The sequence below is a fragment of the Streptomyces sp. R-74717 genome, from assembly GCF_047305335.1.
Classification (GTDB): Bacteria; Actinomycetota; Actinomycetes; order Streptomycetales; family Streptomycetaceae; genus Streptomyces; species Streptomyces atratus.
On record NZ_CP102361.1, the window covers coordinates 3,283,103 to 3,307,418 of the forward strand.

The 24,316-nt window shown below is 69.0% G+C and carries 18 protein-coding genes and 1 pseudogene; 9 read left to right on the forward strand and 10 right to left on the reverse strand.

Annotated features, from left to right (window positions below; all coding sequences use genetic code 11):
- Positions 1–274 precede the first annotated feature (274 nt).
- Positions 275–2,308: a M4 family metallopeptidase gene (locus NRF20_RS14710; RefSeq protein WP_398633939.1), complete on the forward strand. Its 2,034-nt coding sequence runs from the start codon at positions 275–277 to the stop codon at positions 2,306–2,308.
- 144 nt (positions 2,309–2,452) lie between these two features.
- Here the strand turns inward: NRF20_RS14710 and glgP are convergent, their stop codons facing one another.
- A complete protein-coding gene (gene glgP, locus NRF20_RS14715) occupies positions 2,453–5,056 on the reverse strand; it encodes an alpha-glucan family phosphorylase (RefSeq protein WP_413752703.1) in 2,604 nt (867 codons plus the stop codon).
- A gap of 711 nt (positions 5,057–5,767) precedes the next feature.
- Between glgP and NRF20_RS14720 the strand changes: the two genes are divergently transcribed.
- From NRF20_RS14720 to glgB, 4 genes are all read left to right on the forward strand, one after another.
- Positions 5,768–7,819, forward strand: a complete 2,052-nt coding sequence (locus tag NRF20_RS14720; RefSeq protein ID WP_413752704.1) for an alpha-1,4-glucan--maltose-1-phosphate maltosyltransferase — start codon at positions 5,768–5,770, stop codon at positions 7,817–7,819.
- Entirely contained in the window at positions 7,816–9,522 is a 1,707-nt protein-coding gene (treS, locus tag NRF20_RS14725; protein ID WP_413752705.1) for a maltose alpha-D-glucosyltransferase, read from the forward strand. Before NRF20_RS14720 ends, treS begins: the two co-directional genes overlap by 4 nt.
- A 238-nt stretch (positions 9,523–9,760) precedes the next feature.
- A complete protein-coding gene (locus tag NRF20_RS14730; RefSeq protein ID WP_398633942.1) occupies positions 9,761–11,161 on the forward strand; it encodes a maltokinase N-terminal cap-like domain-containing protein in 1,401 nt (466 codons plus the stop codon).
- 146 nt (positions 11,162–11,307) lie between these two features.
- Positions 11,308–13,743 (forward strand): 1,4-alpha-glucan branching enzyme, encoded by a 2,436-nt coding sequence (gene glgB, locus NRF20_RS14735; protein WP_413752706.1) that lies wholly within the window; start codon positions 11,308–11,310, stop codon positions 13,741–13,743.
- 56 nt (positions 13,744–13,799) lie between these two features.
- Here glgB and NRF20_RS14740 read toward each other — a convergent pair whose 3' ends face one another.
- Complete coding sequence (locus tag NRF20_RS14740; protein WP_413752707.1) at positions 13,800–14,696, reverse strand: NAD(P)-dependent oxidoreductase; 897 nt, start codon at positions 14,694–14,696, stop codon at positions 13,800–13,802.
- 159 nt (positions 14,697–14,855) lie between these two features.
- Here NRF20_RS14740 and NRF20_RS14745 point away from each other — a divergent pair, with 159 nt between their 5' ends.
- On the forward strand, positions 14,856–15,167 hold the full coding sequence (locus tag NRF20_RS14745) for an NIPSNAP family protein (protein ID WP_413752708.1): 312 nt from the start codon (positions 14,856–14,858) through the stop codon (positions 15,165–15,167).
- Between the two features lie 65 nt (positions 15,168–15,232).
- On the opposite strand, the gene NRF20_RS14750 is transcribed toward NRF20_RS14745, so the two are convergent.
- Positions 15,233–15,553: a hypothetical protein gene (locus NRF20_RS14750; RefSeq protein ID WP_413752709.1), complete on the reverse strand. Its 321-nt coding sequence runs from the start codon at positions 15,551–15,553 to the stop codon at positions 15,233–15,235.
- Positions 15,554–16,126: 573 nt separating this feature from the next.
- On the opposite strand from NRF20_RS14750, the gene NRF20_RS14755 reads away from it, so the two are divergent.
- Positions 16,127–16,576, forward strand: coding sequence for a DUF3995 domain-containing protein (locus NRF20_RS14755; RefSeq protein WP_413752710.1), 450 nt, complete (start codon positions 16,127–16,129; stop codon positions 16,574–16,576).
- Positions 16,577–16,642: 66 nt separating this feature from the next.
- Positions 16,643–17,089, forward strand: a pseudogene (locus NRF20_RS14760) (transposase family protein); the annotation flags it as partial.
- On the opposite strand, the gene NRF20_RS14765 reads toward NRF20_RS14760, so the two are convergent.
- Both NRF20_RS14765 and NRF20_RS14770 read right to left on the reverse strand, forming a co-directional pair.
- Positions 17,029–17,214 (reverse strand): DUF397 domain-containing protein, encoded by a 186-nt coding sequence (locus NRF20_RS14765; protein WP_398635201.1) that lies wholly within the window; start codon positions 17,212–17,214, stop codon positions 17,029–17,031. The pseudogene NRF20_RS14760 and the gene NRF20_RS14765 overlap by 61 nt on opposite strands.
- Positions 17,211–18,077: a helix-turn-helix domain-containing protein gene (locus NRF20_RS14770; protein WP_413752711.1), complete on the reverse strand. Its 867-nt coding sequence runs from the start codon at positions 18,075–18,077 to the stop codon at positions 17,211–17,213. Before NRF20_RS14770 ends, NRF20_RS14765 begins: the two co-directional genes overlap by 4 nt.
- A gap of 942 nt (positions 18,078–19,019) precedes the next feature.
- On the opposite strand from NRF20_RS14770, the gene NRF20_RS14775 reads away from it, so the two are divergent.
- Positions 19,020–20,081: a MarR family transcriptional regulator gene (locus NRF20_RS14775; protein ID WP_413752712.1), complete on the forward strand. Its 1,062-nt coding sequence runs from the start codon at positions 19,020–19,022 to the stop codon at positions 20,079–20,081.
- A 143-nt stretch (positions 20,082–20,224) separates the two neighbouring features.
- Here the strand turns inward: NRF20_RS14775 and NRF20_RS14780 are convergent, their stop codons facing one another.
- The 5 genes from NRF20_RS14780 to NRF20_RS14800 all read right to left on the reverse strand — a co-directional run bounded on the left by NRF20_RS14780 (position 20,225) and on the right by NRF20_RS14800 (position 24,313).
- Positions 20,225–21,487, reverse strand: a complete 1,263-nt coding sequence (locus tag NRF20_RS14780; RefSeq protein WP_413752713.1) for an RNA polymerase sigma factor — start codon at positions 21,485–21,487, stop codon at positions 20,225–20,227.
- A gap of 1 nt (position 21,488) precedes the next feature.
- A complete protein-coding gene (locus NRF20_RS14785; protein WP_398634846.1) occupies positions 21,489–21,902 on the reverse strand; it encodes a YciI family protein in 414 nt (137 codons plus the stop codon).
- A gap of 190 nt (positions 21,903–22,092) precedes the next feature.
- Positions 22,093–22,434 carry a thioredoxin gene (gene trxA / locus NRF20_RS14790; protein WP_398634845.1) on the reverse strand — a complete coding sequence of 114 codons (342 nt, stop codon included), beginning with the start codon at positions 22,432–22,434 and terminating at the stop codon, positions 22,093–22,095.
- A 3-nt stretch (positions 22,435–22,437) separates the two neighbouring features.
- Positions 22,438–22,842: a MerR family transcriptional regulator gene (locus NRF20_RS14795; RefSeq protein WP_114246729.1), complete on the reverse strand. Its 405-nt coding sequence runs from the start codon at positions 22,840–22,842 to the stop codon at positions 22,438–22,440.
- A 100-nt stretch (positions 22,843–22,942) separates the two neighbouring features.
- A complete protein-coding gene (locus tag NRF20_RS14800; protein ID WP_398634843.1) occupies positions 22,943–24,313 on the reverse strand; it encodes a cation:dicarboxylate symporter family transporter in 1,371 nt (456 codons plus the stop codon).
- Positions 24,314–24,316: the final 3 nt, after the last annotated feature.

Here is a 24,316-nt window from a genome sequence, read left to right on the forward strand (position 1 = left end):
GGACCCGCTGTTCGAATACGGCCGATTCGGGCCCGCCCCGCCCCTCTCCCCGAATTCCGGCCGCTCGGCCTCTTACGGCATCGCGATGATGATCGGCGAAACGTCCGCTTAACGAACATGACCTTTCCGGCAACGAACGACTTCCGGCCAACTTGTTGACGCGGTCCTGACAGGACCATCTTCCGGCTGACACTCTTCACCCCGTTCTGCGCACTTCTCGTTCTTCCCGTCGGCTCACCCTGCCGCCGGTACCCCCCTCGCAGAAGGAGTCCGCGTGAGATCCACGCCCAGCCGTCGTGCCACCGCGACCGGCGCTCTGATAGCCGCAGCAGCCCTCCTCGCCGTCGGAGTCCAGACCGGTACGGCCACTGCCACTCCCGGCAGCGCCACCGCAGCGGTACCGGCGGCCGCCGGCGCCGACCACGGTGCCCTGGCCAAGCAGCTCACCCCGTCCAAGCGCGCCGAGCTGATCCGCGAGGCCGACGCGACCAAGGCGGCCACGGCCAAGGAGCTCGGTCTCGGCTCCCAGGAGAAGCTCGTCGTCAAGGACGTCGTCCAGGACAACGACGGCACCACGCACACGCGTTACGAGCGCACGTTCGCCGGACTTCCGGTGCTCGGTGGCGACCTTGTCGTCCAGGAGACCAAGTCCGGGGCGACCGAGGGTGTCACCAAGGCGTCCAAGGTCACCAGCGGCCAGCTGAAGGCCGTGGACACAACGGCCGATGTCGCGCCCGCCGTTGCCGAGAAGCAGGCGCTCGGGCTCGCCAAGGCCGACGGCTCCAAGAAGACCGAGGCCGACCGGGCGCCCCGCAAGGTGGTCTGGATGGCGCAGGGCAAGCCGCAGCTCGCCTACGAGACCGTCGTCGGCGGGCTCCAGGAGGACGGCACCCCGAACCAGCTGCACGTCATCACCGACGCCAGCACCGGCGCGAAGCTGTACGAGTGGCAGGGCATCGAGAACGGCACCGGGAACACCGAGTACAGCGGCCAGGTCACCCTCGGCACCGCACCGTCGTACACGCTGACCGACACGGGCCGCGGCAACCACAAGACGTACAACCTGAACCACGGCTCCTCCGGCACCGGGACGCTGTTCTCCAAGTCCACCGACGTCTGGGGCGACGGCACCCCGCAGAACGCCGAGACCGCCGGCGCGGACGCGCACTACGGCGCGGCCGAGACCTGGGACTACTACAAGAACGTGCAGGGCCGCACCGGTATCCGGGGCGACGGCGTCGGTGCGTACTCCCGCGTCCACTACGGCAACAACTACGTCAACGCCTTCTGGGACGACAGCTGCTTCTGCATGACGTACGGCGACGGCAGCGGCAACGCGAACCCGCTGACCTCCCTCGACGTGGCCGCGCACGAGATGACGCACGGCGTCACCTCCGCCACCGCCGACCTGGTCTACAGCGGTGAGTCCGGTGGCCTCAACGAGGCGACCAGCGACATCTTCGCCAGCGCGGTCGAGTTCTACGCCAACAACGCCACCGACAAGGGCGACTACCTCATCGGTGAGAAGATCGACATCAACGGCGACGGCACCCCGCTGCGCTACCAGGACAAGCCCAGCAAGGACGGCGCGTCCAAGGACTCGTGGTACTCGGGCATCGGCAACATCGACGTCCACTACTCCTCGGGCCCGGCGAACCACTTCTTCTACCTGCTCTCCGAGGGCAGCGGCGCCAAGGTCATCGACGGCGTCTCGTACGACTCCCCGACCTCCGACGGTCTGCCGGTGACCGGCATCGGCCGCGACAAGGCCGCCCTGATCTGGTTCAAGGCGCTCACCACCAAGTTCACCTCCACGACGAACTACGCGGCGGCCCGCACCGGCACCCTCGCCGCGGCCGGTGAGCTGTACGGCACGACCAGCGCCGAGTACAAGTCCGTCGCCGACGCCTGGGCCGGCATCAACGTCGGCCAGCGCCCCGGTGGCGGCACCGACCCCGGCGGCACGGTCTTCGAGAACAGCACCGCCGTCGCCATCCCGGACCACGGCTCGGCCGTCACCAGCTCGGTCAACGTCACCGGTGTCACGGGCAACGCGCCCAGCACCCTCAAGGTCGGCGTGGACATCACCCACACCTGGCGCGGTGACCTGGTCATCGACCTCGTCGCCCCGGACGGCACGGCCTACCGGCTGAAGAACTCCTCGGCCGGCGACTCGGCGGACAACGTCCAGACGACCTACACGGTCAACGCCTCGTCCGAGGTGGCCAACGGCACCTGGAAGCTGAAGGTCCAGGACGTCTACTCGGGTGACACCGGCAAGATCAACAGCTTCAAGCTGACCTTCTGAACCCCGGGCCGGACCTGATCCGGCACAGCCGCCCGGGAGGAGCGCACGCTCCTCCCGGGCGGTTTCCTGTTCGCGGCAGGCTCGGGTCAGTTGCGGCGATCCCCAGAAACCGCCCGCAGGTGCCGGGCCCCACAGGACGGTGCGTCAGCGCATCAACGGACCCGCGCCGTCACCCATCGACTCCGTGGGCAGTGCCACCAGGCCGAGCTCCGCGCTGGTCGCCAGCAGCGGATGGGCGGGAAGCACCCGGACCGTGTAGCCGTACGGCCCGGTGCGATCGAGGGCCAGCGGACCGTCGTACAGCCAGCGGCCCTCCAGGTCCTGACCCCCGGCGGGCTTCAGCGGGAAGACCTGGGCGTCCGAGATCCCGTCGGCGGCGTCCACCCTGCCGGCCACCGCCTGCACCTCCACATCGGCCGGCTCCAGCACCCCGAGGGCGATCCGCACCCGCAGCACCAGCGTCGACCCCAGCTCGGCCGAGCCGCCCTCCGTACTGGGCGCCACGGCCTCCACGTGGTCGACGGCGACGCGCGGCCAGGCGGCGCGGACCCTGGCCTTCCAGTCGGCGAGCTGCCGGGCCGTGCCGGGATCCAGCGCACGCTGGGCGATCGCGGCGGGCGCGTACAGCCGCTCCACATACTCGGACACCATGCGACCTGCCAGAACCTTGGGCCCGAGGGTGCTCAGCGTGCGGCGGACCATCTCGATCCAGCGCTCGGGGAGCCCTTCGCCGCCCCGGTCGTAGAAGCGCGGCGCGACCCTGTCCTCGATCAGCTCGTAAAGGGCGCCCGCCTCCAGATCGTCACGGCGGTCCTCGTCCATGGCCAGACCGTCGGCCGTCGGGATCGCCCATCCGAAGTCCGGCTCGAACCACTCGTCCCACCAACCGTCGAGGACCGAGAGATTGAGGCAGCCGTTGAGCGCGGCCTTCATGCCGCTCGTACCACAGGCCTCCAGGGGGCGCAGCGGGTTGTTGAGCCAGACGTCGCAGCCCGGGTAGAGCTTCTGCGCCATGGCCATCCCGTAATCCGGCAGGAACACGATGCGATGGCGCACCCGGGGATCGTCGGAGAACCGCACCAGCTCCCGCACCAGCCGCTTTCCGCTGTCGTCGGCGGGGTGGGCCTTGCCGGCGACGACGATCTGGATCGGGCGGGTCGGGTGGAGCAGCAGTTCCCTCAGCCGGTCGCGGTCGCGCAGCATCAGCGTCAGTCGCTTGTACGAGGGCACTCGCCGGGCGAAGCCGATCGTCAGCACGTCCGGGTCCAGCACGCTGTCGATCCAGCCGAGTTCGGCCGCTTCGGCGCCCCGGGTGCGCCATGAGGCGTAGAGCCGCTCGCGCACCTCGGCGACCAGCTGTCCGCGCAGGGCCCGCCGCAGGTCCCAGAGTTCCCGGTCCGGGACGTCGGCGGCGGAGTCCCAGCGTCCGGGAGCGCCGCCGTATCCCTTGCGCAGCCGGAGGATCTCGGGCGCGACCCAGGTGGGTGCGTGGACCCCGTTGGTCACCGAGGTGATCGGCACCTCCGCGGCGTCGAAGCCCGGCCACAGCCCGGCGAACATCTCGCGGCTGACCGACCCGTGGAGGGTGGAGACCCCGTTGGCCCGCTGGGCGAGCCGCAGCCCCATCACCGCCATGTTGAAGAGCTCGGGCTCACCGCCGGGGTGGGTCTCCATGCCCAGTTGCAGGATGCGTTCGACGCCCACTCCCGGGAGTTCGCCGTCGTCCCCGAAGTGCCGGGCGACGAGTTCGCGGTCGAACCGGTCGATCCCGGCGGGCACGGGCGTGTGGGTGGTGAAGACCGTGCCGGCCCGCACGGACTCCACCGCGGAGTCGAAGTCCAGCCCGGTGCCGGAGAGTTCACGGATGCGTTCCAGTCCGAGGAAGCCGGCGTGCCCCTCGTTGGTGTGGAACACCTCGGGCGCCGGATGCCCCATGAGGCGGCAGTACGTCCGCACGGCCCGTACGCCGCCGATGCCGAGGAGTATCTCCTGCAGCAGCCGGTGCTCGCTGCCGCCGCCGTACAGCCGGTCGGTCACCTCGCGTTCGCCCGGCGCGTTCTCCTCCACGTCGGAGTCGAGCATCAGCAGCGGTACGCGTCCCACCTGGGCCTGCCAGATGTGGGCGTGCAGCGAACGGCCACCGGGAAGGGCGAGGACCACCCGGCTCGGGGTCCCGTCGGCTTCGCGGATCAGGGTGAGCGGCAGCTCGTTCGGATCGAGTACGGGATAGTGCTCCTGCTGCCAGCCGTCGCGGGACAGGCTCTGGCGGAAGTAGCCGTGCCGGTAGAGCAGGCCGACCGCGATGAGGGGGACGCCCAGATCGCTGGAAGCCTTGAGATGGTCGCCGGCGAGGATGCCGAGCCCGCCGGAGTACTGGGGCAGTGCGGCGGTCACGCCGAACTCGGGTGAGAAGTAGGCAACGGCGGCCGGCAGCTCTGCTCCCTGGGCGAGCTGCTCCTGGTACCACCTGGGACCGTCCAGGTAGTCCCGGAGGTCCGCGGACACCTCGGCCAGCCGGTGCAGGAACTGCTCGTCCAGTGCCAGCTCGGCGAGTCGCCCGGCGGACACGGCACCGAGCAGCCGCACGGGGTCGCATTCCGCCGTCCGCCGGATCTCCGGGTCGACGGCCTGGAAGAGCTCACGGGTCTCGGTGTGCCAGGACCAGCGCAGATTGCGGGCGAGGTCACTGAGTGGTTGAAGGGGATCGGGGAGGACGGGACGCACGGTGAGTCGACGAATGGCCTTCACGTATTCCACCTTTACAGGGGACGTACGAATCCGAGGGGACGCACCACGGTGTGCGCCTCTCCGTCACCCTTGACGTCAACGGTGGGCCGTGCGCCGCAGCCACGGCGCGCGACCGGCTCACAAAGCGTGCCGTCGGCCGGGTCGCCCGCCCCGTTTCCGCCCCGCCCGACCCCACATCATCCGCATCCGGGGCCCCGAACGGCCGGTCCAGGCACATCCGCCACATAGGTAATGGCCGATTCCATCCCCTCGTTCGGTCTTGTGGCACTTCGCACCAAGGGGAAAGCTGCCCAGTGGCGTCCGGAGGGGCGCCGGCGAGCCCCGGGCACGCGGGGCGGCGCTCGGCGCATTCAGGTCGTCACAGATACGCCCGAGTAGTTGACACACCACCGGATTGGCCCCCCGAGAAGCATGGGAAGGCTTCTCCGGTACACAGCCCGAGTCCATCCCGGGACCACGCGAATGCAGCACGAATGCGAGGCACCTGCGGGACCGGTTTTCATCCGGTTTACATCCGCGCAACACATCCGCGCCCCAGCAGTTCGAGTGCCATTCGAGTGAATGCGGACAGGAGCGGCCATGCCCACACCCCGTCAGCCGTCAACGGAGCAGCTAGAAAGGACGGACCCCATCGGTCGCGGTGCGCGTATTTCGCCCTCCGCGGCCGCATCGCGCCCCGTTCAGCCCGAGCTCCAGTCCCCAGGTGATTCCATGATCGGTCGCATTCCCGTCCTCGACGTCCGTCCCCTCGTCGACTGCGGCAGAAGGCCCGCCAAGGCCGTTGCCGGAGAGACCTTCCAGGTCACCGCGACCGTCTTCCGCGAGGGTCATGACGCCGTCGCCGCCAATGTGGTCCTGCTGGATCCGAGCGGGCGTCCCGGTCCCTGGACGCCGATGCGCGAGCTCGCCCCCGGCACCGACCGCTGGGGCGCCGATGTCACCCCGGTCTCCGAGGGCCGCTGGACGTATACGGTCGAGGCCTGGAGCGACCCGGTCACCACCTGGCGACAGCACGCCCTGATCAAGATCCCGGCAGGGATCGACACCACGCTCGTCCTGGCGGAGGGCGCCGAGCTGTACGAGCGGGCCGCCGCGGGCGTACCCAAGCGGGACGGGCGCGAGGCGGTGCTGGACGCGGCCGACGCACTGCGCGACGGCTCCCGCCCGGCCGCCGCCCGGCTCGCCGCGGCGCTGGTCCCCGAGGCGCAGGCCGCGCTCGCCCGTCACCCGCTGCGCGAACTGGTCACCGCGTCCCGCCCGCTTCCTCTGCTGGTCGAGCGCCGACGGGCCTTGTTCGGCTCGTGGTACGAGCTGTTCCCCCGCTCGGAGGGCGCCAGGTTCGAACCGGCCGAACCGGCCGGGGCGAAGAAGAAGGGCAGGGCGGGAAAGCCGGGAAAGACTGCGGAACAGCCGGCGAGAATCATCGGCGGCACCTTCCGTACGGCTGCCGAGCGGCTTCCAGCTGTCGCCGCCATGGGTTTCGACGTCGTCTATCTCCCGCCCGTCCACCCCATCGGAACCACCCACCGCAAGGGCCCCAACAACTCGCTGTCCCCCGCTCCCCACGACGTGGGCGTGCCCTGGGCGATCGGCTCGGCCGAGGGCGGTCACGACGCGGTCCATCCCGAGCTGGGCACCCTCGACGACTTCGATCATTTCGTCGAGACCGCCCGCAACCTGCGCATGGAGATCGCGCTGGATTTTGCACTCCAGTGTTCTCCCGACCATCCCTGGGTCGAGAAACACCCCGAATGGTTCCACCATCGCGCCGACGGCACCATCGCCTACGCCGAGAATCCGCCGAAGAAATACCAGGACATCTATCCGATCGCCTTCGACAAGGATCTGCGCGGCCTGGTCAGGGAGACATTGCGGATTCTGCGCTTCTGGATGGGTCACGGGGTACGGATCTTCCGCGTCGACAATCCGCACACCAAACCGGTGATCTTCTGGGAGAAGGTGATCGCCGATATCAACCGGACCGACCCGGATGTGATCTTCCTGGCCGAGGCATTCACCCGGCCCGCAATGATGAAGACGCTCGCCGCCATCGGCTTCCAGCAGTCGTACACGTATTTCACCTGGCGCAACACCCGGCAGGAAATCACCGAGTACGTCACGGAGCTGTCGGGCGAATCCGCCTCCTCCATGCGGCCCAACTTCTTCGTGAACACCCCGGACATCCTGCCGGGTTACCTCCAGGACGGGGGCCGTCCGGCCTTCGAGGCGCGGGCCGTTCTCGCCGCGACGCTCTCCCCGACCTGGGGCGTGTACGCGGGGTACGAGCTGTGCGAGAACACCCCGATCCGGCCCGGCAGCGAGGAGTACATCGACTCGGAGAAGTACGAAATCCGGCCCAGGGACTGGGAGTCGGCCGAGCGCGAGGGCCGTTCGCTGGCTCCGCTCATCACTTCACTCAACCGCATCAGGCGCCGCCACCCGGCGTTGCAGCAGCTGCGCGATGTGCACTTCCACTCCGCGGACAACGACGCGTTGATCGCGTACAGCAAGCGTTCGGGTTCGAACATCGTTCTGGTGGTCGTCAACCTCGACCCGCACCACACCCAGGAGGCCACGGTCTCGTTGGACATGCCGCAACTCGGCCTCGACCGGCACGAGAGCGTGCCGGTGCGCGACGAGCTCACCGGCGACACCTATCACTGGGGCAGGACCTTCTATGTGCGTCTGGAGCCGGGCGTCACGCCCGCGCACATCGTCGTCCTGCGACCGTCCCCGCCGACCGGAGGGTCACCCACACCATGATCGTCAATGAGCCCGTCCACGACCTGTTCGAGGACACCCCGGCCAAGGACCGCGATCCCGACTGGTTCAAGCGCGCCGTCTTCTACGAGGTACTCGTCCGGTCCTTCCAGGACTCCAACGGCGACGGCATCGGCGACCTCAAGGGCATCACCGCCAAGCTGGACTATCTGCAGTGGCTGGGCGTCGACTGCCTCTGGCTGCCGCCGTTCTTCAAGTCACCGCTGCGCGACGGCGGCTACGACGTGTCCGACTACACCGCCGTGCTGCCGGAGTTCGGCGATCTGGCCGACTTCGTGGAGTTCGTCGACGCCGCGCACCAGCGCGGGATGCGCGTGATCATCGACTTCGTCATGAACCACACGAGCGATCAGCACGACTGGTTCCAGCAGTCCCGCACCGACCCGGAAGGGCCGTACGGCGACTACTACGTCTGGGCCGACGACGACAAACAGTTCCCCGACGCCCGGATCATCTTCGTCGACACGGAGACGTCCAACTGGACCTTCGACCCGGTGCGCAAGCAGTACTACTGGCACCGGTTCTTCTCCCACCAGCCCGATCTCAACTACGAGAACCCGGCGGTGCAGGAGGAGATCATCTCCGCACTGCGCTTCTGGCTGGACCTCGGCATCGACGGATTCCGCGTGGACGCCGTTCCGTATCTCTACCAGCGGGAGGGCACCAACTGCGAGAACCTCCCGGAGACGCACGACTTCCTCAAGCGGGTACGCAAGGAGATCGACGCGAACTACCCGGACACCGTGCTGCTCGCCGAGGCCAATCAGTGGCCGGAGGATGTCGTCGACTACTTCGGCGAGTTCCAGGCCGGCGGCGACGAGTGCCACATGGCATTCCACTTCCCTGTGATGCCACGGATCTTCATGGCCGTCCGGCGCGAGAGCCGCTACCCGGTCTCCGAAATCCTGGCGAAGACACCGGCGATCCCGAAGAACTGTCAGTGGGGAATCTTCCTGCGCAACCACGACGAGCTCACCCTCGAAATGGTCACGGACGAAGAACGCGACTACATGTACGCGGAGTACGCCAAGGATCCACGGATGCGGGCCAACATCGGTATCCGGCGGCGGCTGGCACCCCTGCTGGACAACGACCGCAACCAGATCGAGCTGTTCACAGCGCTGCTGCTGTCCCTGCCCGGCTCCCCGATCCTCTACTACGGGGACGAGATCGGCATGGGCGACAACATCTGGCTGGGCGACCGGGATGCCGTACGCACTCCGATGCAGTGGACTCCCGACCGGAACGCCGGGTTCTCCTCCAGTGATCCCGGGCGGCTCTACCTCCCCACGATCATGGATCCGGTCTACGGCTACCAAGTCACCAATGTCGAGGCGGCGATGGCCTCCCCGTCGTCGCTGCTGCAATGGACGCGGCGGATGATCGAGATCCGTAAGCAGAACCACGCCTTCGGTCTCGGCTCGTTCAACGAACTGCCGTCGTCGAACCCCGCCGTGCTCGCCTTCACCCGGGAGCACGGGGACGATCTCGTGCTGTGCGTGCACAACTTCTCGCGGTTCGCACAGCCGACGGAGCTGGATCTGCGGTCGTTCACCGGGCGTCATCCGGTGGAGCTGATCGGCGGGGTGCGCTTCCCCGCCATCGGTCAGTGGCCCTACCTGCTGACTCTCGCGGGACACGGGTTCTACTGGTTCCGGTTGCGCAAGGACGTGCCGCCGAGCTGACCCGGCGTCACTGCGCACCACCAACCGCGGGGCGGTTTCCGCCGCCCCGCACGGGGCACTCTCACCCACATCGAACACTTCCGGTCCCTTCCGGGTCCCATCTGGCGTTTCGATCCCTTCGAGTCGAGTCCGTACGGACCATCCTGACCCGACACGTCCCGCACAGCCGGACAGCTATTGCCGCAATCCGGGACACTCTTCGCATCCTGTGGTGTGCCCGGGGAAAGGACGCGATGCCATGTCGGAGGCTGCATCCACTCGGGTCGACCTGGCTGACAGCACAGCCCTGCTCCCGTCTCTCGCCCCCCTGCTGCACGAATGGCTGCCCCGGCAGCGGTGGTTCGCGGGCAAGGGCCGGCCGATCACCGCGTTCTCGCTGGTGTCGGCGACCGAGATACTGCCGGTGGGCACCGGTTCCGTCGGCACCCGCACCGGGACCGGGCTGCTCCATCTGCTGGTCCGGGTTCACCAGCCCTCCATGCCCGCGCAGTCGCCGGACGACTGCTACCAACTGCTGCTCGGCGTAAGGTCCGCGCTGCCGCCACTGCTGGCGCCCGCACTCATCGGCCATGTGGCCAAAGGACCGCTCGCCGGCCGCACCGTCTACGAGGGGCTGCACGACCCGCGCCTGGCCGAACTCCTGCTGGAACGGTTCCGTACCCCCGGCACCCTCGGCGCCCTGCGCTTCGATGGGGGCGGCGCCCCCATCGCCGCGGGGCTGGCGCCGCGCGTGCTCGACACCGAGCAGTCCAACACCTCGCTCGTCTACGGCAATGCCTACATCCTCAAGATCTTCCGCCGGATCTTCCCGGGCACCAACCCCGATCTGGAGCTGCCGCTCGCGCTCGCGCGCGAGGGCTGCGGACGGGTGCCCGCCCCCGTCGCCTGGTTCGAAGCCACCGCCCCGGGGCCGTTCACCCTCGGCGTCCTTCAGCCGTTCCTGCGCGGCGCACAGGACGGCTGGCAGCTCGCCCTGCGGGCCCTCGCCTCGGGCCACGACTTCACCGTCGAGGCCCACGCGCTCGGCAGGGCCACCGCCGAGGTGCACACCGCGCTCGCCACTGCCCTGCCGACGCCTGCCCTGCGCCGCTCCCAGACCGAGCATCTCGCCGCCGCGATGGTGCAGCGGCTGGAAGCCGCCGCGCAGGCGGTACCGGCGCTCATGCCGTACGTCCCCGGGCTGCGCACCGCCTTCGACGCGGTGGCCGCACTGGGTCACCGGGGTCACAACTGGGTGGCACAGCGGGTCCACGGCGATCTCCATCTCGGCCAGACGCTGCGCGCGGCCGACGGTTTCTGGTCACTGATCGACTTCGAGGGCGAACCGGCCAGACCACTGCCCGAGCGCCGGCGTCCGCAGCCACCGGTACGCGACATCGCCGGCATGCTCCGCTCCTTCGACTACGCGGCCCGCTCGCACCGCCCGTGGAACGCCGAGTGGGCGGCACGCTGCCGGACCGCCTACTGCGAGGGGTACGCCAAGGCCTCGGGCGTCGACCCGCGCAGCGAACCGGAGCTCTTGCGCGCCCACGAGACCGACAAGGCGGTGTACGAGGTGCTGTACGAGGCACGGCACCGGCCCGACTGGCTGCCGGTTCCGATGGCGGCGATCCAGCGACTGGCCGCCGTCGCCGGCTGACGGCCCGGGTGCCGTCGCCCGCCGGCGGACCCGCCGCCGTCGCACCCGCACCACCGCCCGTCCCCGTCCCGCCTCGTCCCTCCCCCGCGCTCCGCCCCGTCCGGCCCTGTTCCGCCCCGACAACACCCTCCGAGGAGGCTGTCCCCGTGACCGCCCGCAAGCCGTCCCGCAAAACGCCCGCCGCCACCGAGGTCCCCCAAGTCCCTCTGCTCACACCGACCGGGACGGCACCCCCCGCGGCCCCGGCGGAGGCGGCCACCCCGCCCCCCTTGGAACCGGACGCTTCGGCCAAGCGGAAGAAACCTGTGGGCAAGCGAGCCGCCGGAACCGGTGACGGCGGCCCGTCGCCGCGTCCTCGCCGGGGCGCCGGCAGTCAGGGAGTACGCCAGGCGCGCCCCCTCGACGAGGACGACCGGGCCCGGCTGCTCCACGGCGAGCACCACGCCCCGCACGACCTGCTCGGCACCCATATGGTCCGTGGCGGTGTGACCTTCCGGGTGCTGCGCCCGTACGCGCGGTCCGTGACCGTGCTCGCCAAGGGGTTGCGGGCGCAGCTGCACGACGACGGCGACGGCCTCTTCTCCGGGCTGCTGCCGATGCCCTCACTCCCCGAGTACCAGCTCCTGGTCGCCTACGAGGACAACGAGATCGAGGTGCAGGATCCGTACCGTTTCCTGCCCGCGCTCGGCGATCTCGATCTGCATCTGATCGGCGAGGGACGCCACGAGGAGCTGTGGACCGCCCTCGGCGCTCAGCCCATGCAACACCAGGGGGTCGCGGGGACCCGGTTCACCGTCTGGGCTCCCGACGCCCGCGGTGTGCGGGTCGTCGGGGACTTCAACTACTGGGACGGCAGCGGCTTCCCGATGCGTTCGCTCGGCTCCAGCGGGGTGTGGGAGCTGTTCCTGCCCGCGATCGGGGAGGGCGCGCTCTACAAGTTCGACATCTGCCGTCCGGACGGTTCGCACACCACACGCGCCGACCCGATGGCCCGCCGTACCGAAGTACCGCCCTCCACTGCCTCGATCGTGACGGCATCGCACCATGAGTGGCAGGACCAGGAGTGGATGGCGCACCGCGGGGACCTACCGGTGCACGAGGCGCCGTTCTCCGTGTACGAGGTGCATCTTCCGTCCTGGCGGCCGGGACTCACCTACCGTCAGCTGGCCTCACAACTCCCTGCTTACGTCAGGGATCTGGGGTTCACTCATGTGGAGATGATGCCGGTCTCCGAGCATCCCTTCGGCGGTTCCTGGGGCTATCAGGTCACCGGTTTCTACGCCCCGACGTCGCGCATGGGCACACCGGACGACTTCCGTTTCCTCGTCGACGCGCTGCACCGGGCCGGTATCGGCGTCATCGTCGACTGGGTGCCCGCGCACTTCCCGCGCGACGACTGGGCGCTCGCGGAGTTCGACGGCCGCCCGCTGTACGAGCACTCGGACCCGTCACGGGCGGCACATCCGGACTGGGGCACGCTGGAGTTCGACTACGGGCGCAAGGAGGTACGCAACTTCCTTGTCGCCAACGCCACTTACTGGTGCGAGGAGTTCCACATCGATGGGCTGCGGGTCGATGCCGTCGCCTCGATGCTCTATCTCGACTACTCGCGCGAGGACGGGGAATGGTCCCCGAACGAGCGCGGCGGCCGGGAGAACCTGGACGCCGTCGCCTTCCTCCAGGAGATGAACGCAACCGTCTACCGGCGCAATCCGGGCGTCGTCACCATCGCCGAGGAGTCCACCGCCTGGAACGGCGTCACCCGCGCCACCCACCACGTCGGCCCCGACGGCTTCGGCGGGCTCGGTTTCGGGCTGAAGTGGAACATGGGCTGGATGCACGACTCCTTGCAGTACGTGTCGAAGGAGCCGGTGCACCGCAAGTACCACCACAACGAGATGACCTTCTCGATGGTGTACGCGTACAGCGAGAACTACGTCCTGCCGATCTCGCACGACGAGGTGGTGCACGGAAAGCAGGCATTGGTCAGCAAGATGCCCGGCGACTGGTGGCAGCGGCGCGCCAACCACCGGGCGTACCTCGGCTTCATGTGGGCCCATCCCGGCAAGCAACTCCTCTTCATGGGCCAGGAGTTCGCCCAGGGCGCGGAGTGGTCGGAGGGGCACGGTCCGGACTGGTGGCTGCTCGACCCTTCGTACGAGGCGGAGAGCGACCACCGGGGCGTACGCACCCTGGTCGGCGACCTGAACGCGGTGTACCGCGCCACCCCTGCGCTCTGGCAGCGCGACACCGTCCCGGAAGGCTTCGACTGGGTGGACGGCGGTGCGGCCGAGGACAACGCCTTCGCCTTCCTGCGCTACGACGCGCACGACTCGCCGCTCCTCGCCGTCAGCAATTTCTCCCCGGTGGTACGGCACGACTACCGCATCGGCGTCCCGGACGTCCTCGGTGATCAGGTCGCGTGGGCGGAGGTCCTCAACACGGACGCCGCGCGGTACGGCGGCAGCGACGTACACCATCCCGGGCCGCTGAAACCCGATTCGGTGGCCGCGCACGGCCGGCCCGGCAGCATCCTGCTGACGCTGCCGCCGCTGGCGACGGTCTGGCTGAAGCCGGTCTGAGTCCACCCGCGGGGCCCGCGGCCGGCTCCTGGCCGCGGGCCCCGCACCGGGCCCGCTCAGCCGCCGAGCGCCTCGACCGTGCTCGCCCATGAATCGGCGCCGTGCCCCTTGGCGATCGCACGGTCACAGACGGCCTTGATCGCCTCCAGCTGGGATGTGTCCAGCCCCCTGCTGCGGGACGCGTGCAGCAGGTGATCGACACCGGCGGTCATCATGGCGAGGTTGGCACCCGCGCCGTTGTACTCCTTCCCGTCGATGTCGGCCGCCGTCCCGGCCACGATGGGCGGCAGGATGTTCACAATGGTCCGCAGATACGGGGCGATGGCGGCAGCGGGAATGTTCTCCGCCCGGGCCAGGGCGAAGGCGTGGACCAGCCCCGCCATGCTGCCGTAGAAGAAGTCCAGCATCGCCATGTCGTACGCGGCGGCGAGGGCGTGATCCGGGCCGAGGAACGGGGCGCCCGCGCCGAGCGCCTTGAGCACGGCCTCGTACCTGTCGTACGCGGACTGCGACCCGGCGTAGAAGATCAGCGCCTCCGGCCCGCCGATCACCTCGACCGGCACCATGATGGCGCCCGCCAGATAGTCGAGCGCATGGGCGTCGGCCCAGGCCGCGGAGGTACGGGCACGGTCCGGGGTGTCCGAGGTGAGGTCGACGAGGACGCGTCCGGCGAGCGCGTCCGTCAGCGGGGCCAGGATCTGCTGCGAGGCCTCGTGGTCGACGACACAGACGACCACCAACTCACTTGCCCGTACGGCCTCTTCGGCCGATCCGGCTCGGACCGCTCCGCGGGCGACGAGCTCTTCCCCCTTGCCCGGGGAGCGGTTCCAGACGGTGGTGCGGTGGCCGGCATCCAGGAGGGCGCCGGCGAGTGCCTGGCCCATGGCGCCGAGGCCGATGACGGTGACGGTGACGGTGGCGGGTGTGGACGAGGTGTTCGTATGCGTAGGCATACGCACCATGGTCATCACGGCGTATGCACCCGCCAAGAACCCACTTATTTCTCAGATACCCACCAAAAGGAAAGCATCCAGGCCAGGCCGACCGAGGCTCGGAACTCGGAGCACATGGGCCGCCTTCGAGCCCGAACCGGCATGCAGCATCATGTGTGCGTGATCACTGTTCATCTGAAATACGAGATCGACGCCGACAAGCTTGAGGACTTCGAGGAATACGGCCGCCGCTGGGTCGGGCTCGTCAACCGTTTCGGCGGCACACACCACGGCTACTTCCTGCCGAGTGAGGGCGACAGCGACATCGCGTACGCCCTCTTCTCCTTTCCCAGTCTCGCCGCGTACGAGCAGTACCGCACGGACAGCATGTCCGACCCGGAGTGCCAGGATGCCTTCGAACTGGCTCGTAGCACCCGCTGCATCAAGCGGTACGAGCGCCGCTTCCTTCGGCCGCTCGACGTCATGTCCTAATGCTGCGTCAGGCCGCGTTCGCACTGGTGACGCCTTCGCGTAGCTGTTCGCGGCATGCGCCATCCTCAGCGTGTCTTCAGGCCGCGGTCTTCGAGTTCGTCCGCGCACTCCTTCGGCACCGCCCAGTCCCTGGCTGTGCTCCGGTACGCAGGGGTCGCGGACGGGTTGAGCGCTTCCTGCTGCTCGCGCTTGGCCTCGGCGCGGGCTTGTTCGATGTCGTCGGCGATCTCCTGGCAGTCGACGGCGTACGTGCCTGTCGGCGTCGGCTCCTCGACGGGGGACACCGGCTTGTCCGTGTACGGCTCGGCGTTGAGGGCGGAGGTGGCGGCGATGCCGACCAGGCACAGCCCCGCCCAGGCGGCAATGATCTGCCGACGGGCGCTCAAGAGCCGGCCATTGCGACCGCTGGGCCAACGACGGTGATCACGGTGAAGGTGAGCATCGCAGTACACGCGATTTTCATCGGAGCCCTTTCTCAAGGGGTCGGCGCGGTGCGCTGTTTCCGACCTGATTGCCGGCGGGCCGAGTTGGCGCCGAGCCGAGTGCGGGAAGAGGCGAAGCTCCTGGTAGACGGGTTGTCGAACAGATCAACCCGTCCGCCCGGAGCATCGTGTGCTTGTCTACCCATCAGGACTCGATCTGTCCAGTTCCGCCCTTCGATCCCTGTCCGGTCTGCCGAGCGCCCGGCGTCGCGAACGGCCAACTCCTCGATCAAGTCGCCGCGATGTGCGGGAGATGCCGGTGCAGGCAGGATGGGACAAGGCCGCACGGGCCCACTTCTTGGTCACACTTGAAGAGCCCGTACGGCCGTCCCCCGTCATGGCTTGGGTTTCCTCAAATCTCGTGAATCCGGGATCGCACGAGCAGACAGAATGAGCCGAAGCGGTGATCGTCATCGAGGGGTGGGGCACGTGTCGCTGAGGGCGAAATCAGTCTGGCTGTGGAGGTACGTGGCGTGTTTGTGGGCGTTGATCTTTGCTGCATCCCACTTCTACTGGGCTGTCGGCGGCGATGTGGGGTTGAGCGTGTCCGCCGGGCGGCAGCTCGCCACCGCGCGCCCGCTGTGGTTCGTGCTGTTGGGTCTGTGGGGTGTGGGGACTCTCTGCCTGGTCGGCGCCTTGCTGGCATGGCTGCTCGCTCAGTCACATCCGCAGGGAGCGGCAAGACGGATCCTGACGTGTTTGGGCTGGGGAGTCAGCTTCATCCTGCTGACGAGAGGCATCACCATTGAGTTCCTGCTGCTGACGGACGTCACGCACCTGGATAGCAGCGTGAGTGCGGGGCAACGGTTCTGGACCCTGGTGCTGTGGAACCCCTGGTTCATCGCGGGTGGGCTGGCCTTCGGAATGTCCGCGTTGAAAGCCGGCAGGCGTGCCCCCTCCCCATTGCTCCAGACCGGTCCGCGCTGACGCACCGTGTGTTCGCGCCGAAGCCGGGCAACACTCATCGGCGACAGGCGCTGTCGCTCACAACCTCGCAAGCACGGGATGAACGTGCAGGTCGTCGCCGACCCGGCGGGAAGGCTGCTGTGGGCCTCGTTGGCGCTGCCCGGCGCGGTCCGCGACGCCCGTGCCGCCCGTATCCACGGCATCCTCGACGCCTCGGCCGAGGCGGGCGTCCGCTGCTGGGCCGACAAGGGCTACCAAGGCGCCGGCGGTACGGTGCGCGTGCCTTACCGCAGCCGCTGGGAGCGGCTGTCCCCAGGTCAGCGAGCCGTCAACGTCTCCCACGCGAAGACCGGGGCGCTCGGCGAGCAGGCCATGGCCACCCTCGAGACCTGGCGGCTCCTGTGCAAGCTGCGGTGCAGCACCACCCGCCTCACCGCCCCTGTCCAAGCCGTGAACCGGCACGGGGCGCTCGGTCAGGCCTGGGCGGCGTATGAGACGAAGCTCGTCCACGACGTGGGCGAGAGCGCAAGCTGAGGACTCTGCTCAACTTTCGAGTCCCGTACGTGAACCGTCACAGGTGCCACCGCCACCTCAACGCAATCGTCGCCAGACCCGCTGCTGTAGCTGCTCTTGAACCAGGCCAGTTCTGTGGTGATCATGCTGCTCCTCGCATCTGCCGCAACAGGCTCTTGGAGTCTTCCAGAGTAAGAGCCTGTGATCGCATCCTGGCATATCGCATCTGGAGCTTGCTGACCACGACGGAGTCTGGGATGAGTTGACCGTTCTCCTGGCCTTCGGAGTAGCCGAGCCATCGGTTGTCCGGCGTCTCCAGTAGGCGGATGGGACCGTGCAGCCCCGCGTGATCCTCCCGCACCAGCGGCATCACCTGGATCTCGATGTTCCGCAGCTCCGCGAGCCCCAGCACATGCTCGATGAGTTCCCGCGTCACGCCCTCCCCACCCGTACGCCGCAGGAACAGGTGCTCTTCCAGGATGAAGCTGTAAGCCGTGTTCGGCCGCTCCCGCAGTAACCGCTGACGCTCCAACCGAGCCGCCAACTGCGCCTCGATCTGTTCATCACCCAACGGCGGCAACTGGTTGATGAACAGCCGCCGCGCGTACGCTTCCGTCTGCAACAGCCCGGGAAGCAAACGGCATTCGTACGTGTAGAGGCTCACCGCCTCTGCCTCCAGCCGCGCCCACTGCCGAAACCAACTCGCCAGCCCAGGCCGCCGTGACAGATGCCGCGCCGCACCCCGCAGCGTCCCGAACGCGTCCAGTACCTCTTCCGCCCGGTCCACGAAGTCCGTCGGCGGGAAGCGTCGCCCCTGCTCGATCGAGGCCACCGTCGGCACCGAGTACCGCACCAGGGGTGCGAACTGTTCCTGCGTCAGCCGCGCCCGCTTGCGGAACGCCTTCACGACCTCCCCGAACGCCTTCAGACTGTTCGAACTCTCCGGCTCCGCACCACCGTTACCGGGCGCGCCTCCGCAGGAGCCACCCGCGCCCACCGTCTCGTCCAACCCGCCCACCTCCACGTACCGTCCCGCCAATCCACCCATGGTCACGCGTCGTCACGGGCGGCGTCCACTCTCCGCACCCGCACGCTGACTGAGCGTACGGGTTGCAGATCTGGCGCATGGGCATACGACCGGGCTGCATTCCTTGAACAGCAACTCATCACCACCGGCCCCTCGCCAAGTGTCCGTCACCGTAAGTGTTTGCACTTGGGCTCAGGTCGCTGAAGGTGTGCTGGCCGAGGGCCGAGACGGCACTGCCCCGCACCTGCACGATTCGTGACGGTGCACCCCGGTTCGTGGCCTTGAGGTCGGCGAGACGTGATCAATTGCTCCGGCTCATTGGGATCATCCCCGCCTGCCTCTCATGATCACCTCGCGGCACGCTGGCCAATCGCATTGTGGGTTTAGCCGATAATCCGTGCACTAGGGGGGTGCCGTGGGATACACGATTCCTGAGGAGTCAGCGGTGAGCGAGAAGCCGCAACTCAGGCGCTGCAACACAATGCGGCCTACTGGCTGGGAGCCTGCGAAGTGCCACGACCGGGCGGTAGCCGCGTCCGGCTCCGCTGGTCGAGCAGTGCCACACTGCGGATCGGAACCCGAGTTCCGGGCTTCGAGGGTCGGGGTTCGAGCTCCGGGACCGGCTGATTCACTCTTTCGTGGGCACGAGGAAAGGGCTGGGCCCGACGCTTGAGCTCCGGGATCCGGGGGTCGAAATCCGGGCTCCGGGATTCGAGCGCTCTTGATCAACCGGTGGGTGAAGGAAGGGGGTTGGAGAAACCTCCCTGTCCTCCCATACGGTCACGGCCAGCAAGTACGACTAATCTTGACCAGCTTGCGGCGCGCTGTCGCGGCTGCTTACGGTGCCCCCAACGAAACGACCCCGACGCGGTGTTCGAGCACCAGGCCGGGGTCTCACCTCAAGATCGAAAGACGGCCGATCTCGTGGCTATTGAGAACCTTAGCCCTGCCCTGCGTGCGCCCGCATCCTCGCGCCCATACCCGAAGGCCAACCGCGGCTATGGCAAGCGATCCGCACCGGACCAATGCCCGTCGCGCGCCGATGACTTCATGCTGCTGCCCGAGCGTGAACGCTACATCGCCGGGTACGTCGACCACCTGCCCGACGGTGCGGCCATGGACATCAAGTCGCTGGCCAGGAACATCCCCCTGTACGGGCAGATGGCCGTCGGCAGCGCCCTCAGGGCCCTGGGCGTGGCCGGTCACCTGCGGCACGCCCAGTGCCGGGTCGAGGAGCGCGGCCAGGTCCGCTGGGTCACCCGCACCTTCTGGTCCCGCACTGCCCGGGACAACGAATGGTGGGGCGCCTTCCTGGACGCCGAGAACGACCGGGCATCCCAGGAAGCAGCCGCAACCACCACTCCCCAGCTGCCGCCCCGGGTCCCCGCGGAAGCACCCGCTCCCCAAGCCGGGGCACAACCGCCGACCCCGGCCCCCGCAACACCGGCCGAGCCCGCAGCGCAGCCCGCCTCGCCCGCTCCCGTACCCGTCGTACCGCAGCAGCGGACCCCCGAGCCGGCCCCGGGGCACCCCTCGTCCGCGTACCTCGCTCTGGCCCAACTGGGCCGAATCGAAGCGCGACTGGCCCTCTCGGCCGCCGACTGCGCCGTCCTGGAACCACTGGCCGCCCAGTGGTTCGCCCGGGGCGTGGACGCCAACTACCTCACCCACGCCCTCACTTCCGGCATCCCCGCCCGGGTCGGCTCCCCCATCGGCTTCGTCCGCCGCCGCCTCAACGACAAGATCCCACCCCACCTGCCCATCACCCCAACACCCGCCACACCAGACACTCCCACCCGGCGTCTCATGGCCGAATGCACCGAATGCGGCACACCCGGCCACCCCGGAGCACTCCCCGACGGCCTCTGCCGCCCCTGCCACACACCCGACCTGGACCCCGTACACGAGCAGGCCACCGGAGCCGACGCCGAACGCGACGTCCGCGGCCTCGTCGCCGAACTCCGGGGCATGCTCAAGCGCCCCTGACACGACCTCGGTGCCGACGATGCGCAGGTTCACCACGTCGAGGTGGTCGCGGCCGAGGTGGCGCAGGTTCTCCGGGGCGGGCGCCTCCAGCGCGCCTGTCATCGTCGCTGAGTGCCCCGCCGGCAACGCGTGAGCGCGACCCGTCAGCGGCACCCGCGGGCGTTGAGCCGGGCGGCCTGGCGCATCAGGTGGTCGCGCTCGGCGAGGTTGGGTGCCTTTTGGGCCGCCTCGGCGTACAGCCGTGCCGCCGTCGCCAGGTCGCCGTCGCGCTCGTGGAGGTACGCCGCCACCGCGGCGTGGCGGGGGATGGGGTCTCCCCTGCTCGAGCGAAGCCGAGAGCTTGGGGAAGAGTCGTCCAGCGCCGCGAGCGCCGCCAGGCCGGCGCGCGGTCCGTCGGCCTCGCCGACGGCCACCGCGCGGTTGAGCCGGACGACCGGGCTGTCGGTCAGGCGCGCGAGCTCGTCGTACCACTCGACGATCTGCACCCAGTCGGTCTCCTCGGCGGTGGGCGCGTCGGCGTGGAGTGCCGCGATGGCCGCCTGGGCCTGGAACTCGCCCAGCCGGTCGCGGGCGAGGGCCGCCTGCAGGATCCCGACGCCCTCGGCGATCGACTCGGTGTCCCACCGGCCGCGGTCCTGCTCGGCGAGCGGCACCAGGCTGCCGTCGGGCGCGGTCCGGGCGGCGCGCCGGGCGTGGTGGAGCAGCATGAGGGCGAGCAGCCCAGCCACCTCGGGGTGGTCGACCTGGGCCGCGAGCTGCCGGGTGAGCCGGATGGCCTCGGCGGCGAGGTCGACGTCGCCCGAGTAGCCCTCGTTGAAGACCAGGTAGAGGACGCGCAGCACGGTGGCGACGTCGCCGGGCTGGTCGAACCTTCCCCGAGCTCTCGGCTTCTTCCCCAAGCTCTCAACTTCGTTCGAGCAGGGGAGACCCCATTGAGCAGGGGATACCCCATTGCCGGAGACGGTGCGCTTGGCCCGGCTGATGCGTTGCGCCATGGTCGCCTCGGGCACCAGGTAGGCCTGGGCGATCTGGCGGGTGGTCAGCCCGCCGACGGCGCGCAGTGTGAGCGCGACCGCGGACGACGGCGTCAGCGACGGGTGTGCGCACAGGAAGTAGAGCTGGAGCGTGTCGTCCACCGCGGGCGCGGGCCCGGGCGCCGGCTCCTCGTCGACGAGGTCCTCACGCCGGCGGCGGGCGGTGTCCGCCCGGGTCGCGTCGAGGAACTTGCGCCAGGCCACGGTGACCAGCCAGCCCTTCGCATCCCGTGGCGGGTCGGCCGGCCAGACGCGGACCGCCTCGACCAGCGCGTCCTGCACGGCGTCCTCAGCCGCCGCGAAGTCGGCTCCGCGGCGGACGAGGATCCCGAGCACACTCGGTGTGAGGCTCCGGAGCAGGGCCTCGTTCACTTCAGTGGCATTCCGCGATGGTGGGCCGCACGCCCAGGAACGGGCGCACCTCGAGCCACTCGTGGATCGGCTTCCCGCCCGCCCCGGGGGCGGCCGACAGTTCCCCGGCCAGTTCGACGGCGCGCTCGTAGCTGTCGACGTCGATCACCATCCAGCCGGCGATGAGGTCCTTGGTCTCGGCGAACGGGCCGTCGGTAACGGGCGGGCGCCCCTCACCGTCGTACCGCACCCACGTCCCCTCGGGGGCGAGCGCCTGCCCGTCGACGAACTCGCCGGTCCCCTCCAGCCGGGCCGCGAAGTCGTTCATGTACTGCACGTGCGCCGAGATCTCCTCCGGCGTCCACTGGGCCATGGGTACGTCGTTGACCGCCGCCGGAGCGCCGCGGTAGTGCTTGAGCAGCAGATACTTGGCCATGGTGTTTCTCCTCGGTGCTGGTGCGACCCATTCTGGTCTCGTTCACCGCGGGGACGGAGCCAGTCACGGGTTCTCGACATCGCCGTGCGAAATCGCCGTCCGAATTTTTTGGCTCTCGTAGATGAGCGTCGGCGAGCCGGACCGATGAGTTGTCCGCCGTGGAGGGCATGCATGTCCTCCACGCCCCGCCTCACGCCGTCTCGAACACGTCCTCCAGCTCCTGGAGCAGCCTGCGCTTGGGACGGGCGCCCACCATCGACTTCACCGGTTCGCCGGAGCGGAACACCATCAGGGTCGGCGTCGACAGCACCGCGTACCGGCTCGCGATCCCCGGGCTGGTGTCGACGTCGAGCTGGACGATCTTGATGCGCTCGGCCTCCTCGGCGGCGACGGCGCTGAGCACGGGGGCGAGCTGGCGGCACGGGCCGCACCAGTCGGCGGTGAACTCGACCAGTACGGGGAGGTCGGCCGCCAGCACCTCCCCGTCGAAGGTGGTGTCGGTGACCTCGGCCACGCCCTCTGCATGAATCATCTGTCATCCTCCCAGTTCACAACGTGGTTCCGGACCGCCGGGAAGCTCTGCCGCGGCCTCCAGTTCGGCCTTCGCGAGCTGTGCGCCCACCTGGGCGCGTACCGCCTGGAGCTGCTCGATGAGCGAGTCGAGCTCGCCGAGCTTGCGCCGGTAGACGGCGAGCGAGGCGGGGCAGGCGTCACCGGCCGGGTGGCCGGCGCGCAGGCACTCGACGAACGGCCGGGTCTCCTCCAGTTCGAAGCCGAAGTCCTGGAGGGTCCGGATCTGCTGGACGAGACGCAGATCGTCCTCGTCGTACGCCCGGTACCCGTTTCCGGCCCGCCGCGCAGGCAGCAGTCCGCGTGACTCGTAGTACCGCAGAGTCCGCGTGGTCGTCCCGGCCCGCTCGGCCAGCTCCCCGATTCGCATGCCTTCGACCGTAGACCTTTACGCAGACGTCAAGGCAAGCACGAAGGGCCGTCGCGGGAGCTCCCGCGACGGCCCTGCCGCTGTGCTGGGTATTCGGTGTCTAGACCTTCGCCATGGCGGGCTCCTGGCCACCGTCGCGCGGCTCGGGAACGGTGTTCGTGCCGTCGCCGTGCTCGGCGTCCTGGTTGAGCATCTGCTCGTTCCACGGGAGCGCACCGGACAGGACCTGGTCCACCCGCTCCTTGTCGATCTCCTTGGTCCAGGTGCCGACCAGGACGGTGGCCACCGCGTTGCCCGCGAAGTTCGTCATGGCGCGGGCCTCGCTCATGAAGCGGTCGATGCCGACGATCAGTCCGACGCCGTCGACCAGTCCGGGGCGGTGCGACTGGAGGCCGCCCGCGAGGGTGGCGAGGCCCGCGCCGGTGACTCCGGCCGCGCCCTTCGAGGCGACGATCATGAACAGCAGGAGCGAGATCTGCTCACTCGCGCTCAGCGGGTCGCCCATCGCGTTGGCGATGAAGAGCGAGGACATCGTGAGGTAGATCGCGGTTCCGTCGAGGTTGAAGGAGTAGCCGGTCGGCACGGTGATGCCGACGACGGGCTTGCTGACCCCGAGGTGCTCCATCTTCGCGATGAGCCGCGGCAGGGCGGACTCCGACGAGGAGGTGGAGAGGATCAGCAGGAACTCGCGGCCCAGATACTTCAGCAGAGCCAGCAGATTGACCCCGGCGACCAGTCGCAGGATCGTGCCGAGCACCACGAAGACGAAGATCGCGCAGGTGACGTAGAAGCCGACCATGATGATCGCGAGGGACTTCAGGGCGTCTACGCCGGTCTCGCCGACCACCGCCGCCATCGCACCGAACGCGCCGACCGGGGCCACCCACATGATCATGGCGAGGATGCGGAAGACGAGGCGCTGGATGTGGCCGATGCCGCGCAGGACCGGTTCGCCCGCCGAGCCCATGGCCTGGAGTGCGAATCCCGCGAGCAGTGCGACGAGCAGGGTCTGCAGCACCTCGCCCTCGGTGAAGGCGGAGACCATCGTCGTCGGGATGATGCCGAGCAGGAAGTCCACGGTGGACTCGCTGGCGCCCGCCGCCTGCTTCTCGCCCGCGGCGCGCACCGCTTCGGTGAGGTGGAGGCCCTGGCCGGGCTCCAGGATGTTGCCGACGAGCAGACCGATGGCGAGTGCCACGGTCGACATCACCAGGAAATAGCCGAGGGCGAGACCGCCGACCGCGCCGACCTTGGCGGCCTTGCGGACCGAGCCGACGCCCAGCACGATCGTGCAGAAGATGATGGGCGAGATCATCATCTTGATGAGGTTCACGAAGCCGGTACCGATCGGCTTGAGCTCGACGGCAACGTCCGGGGCCGCGAAGCCCACGAGGATGCCGAGGCCCACAGCCGCGATCACGGCGAGATACAGATAATGCGTACGGTCCCGCTTGGCGGCTGCCACTTCCACGGG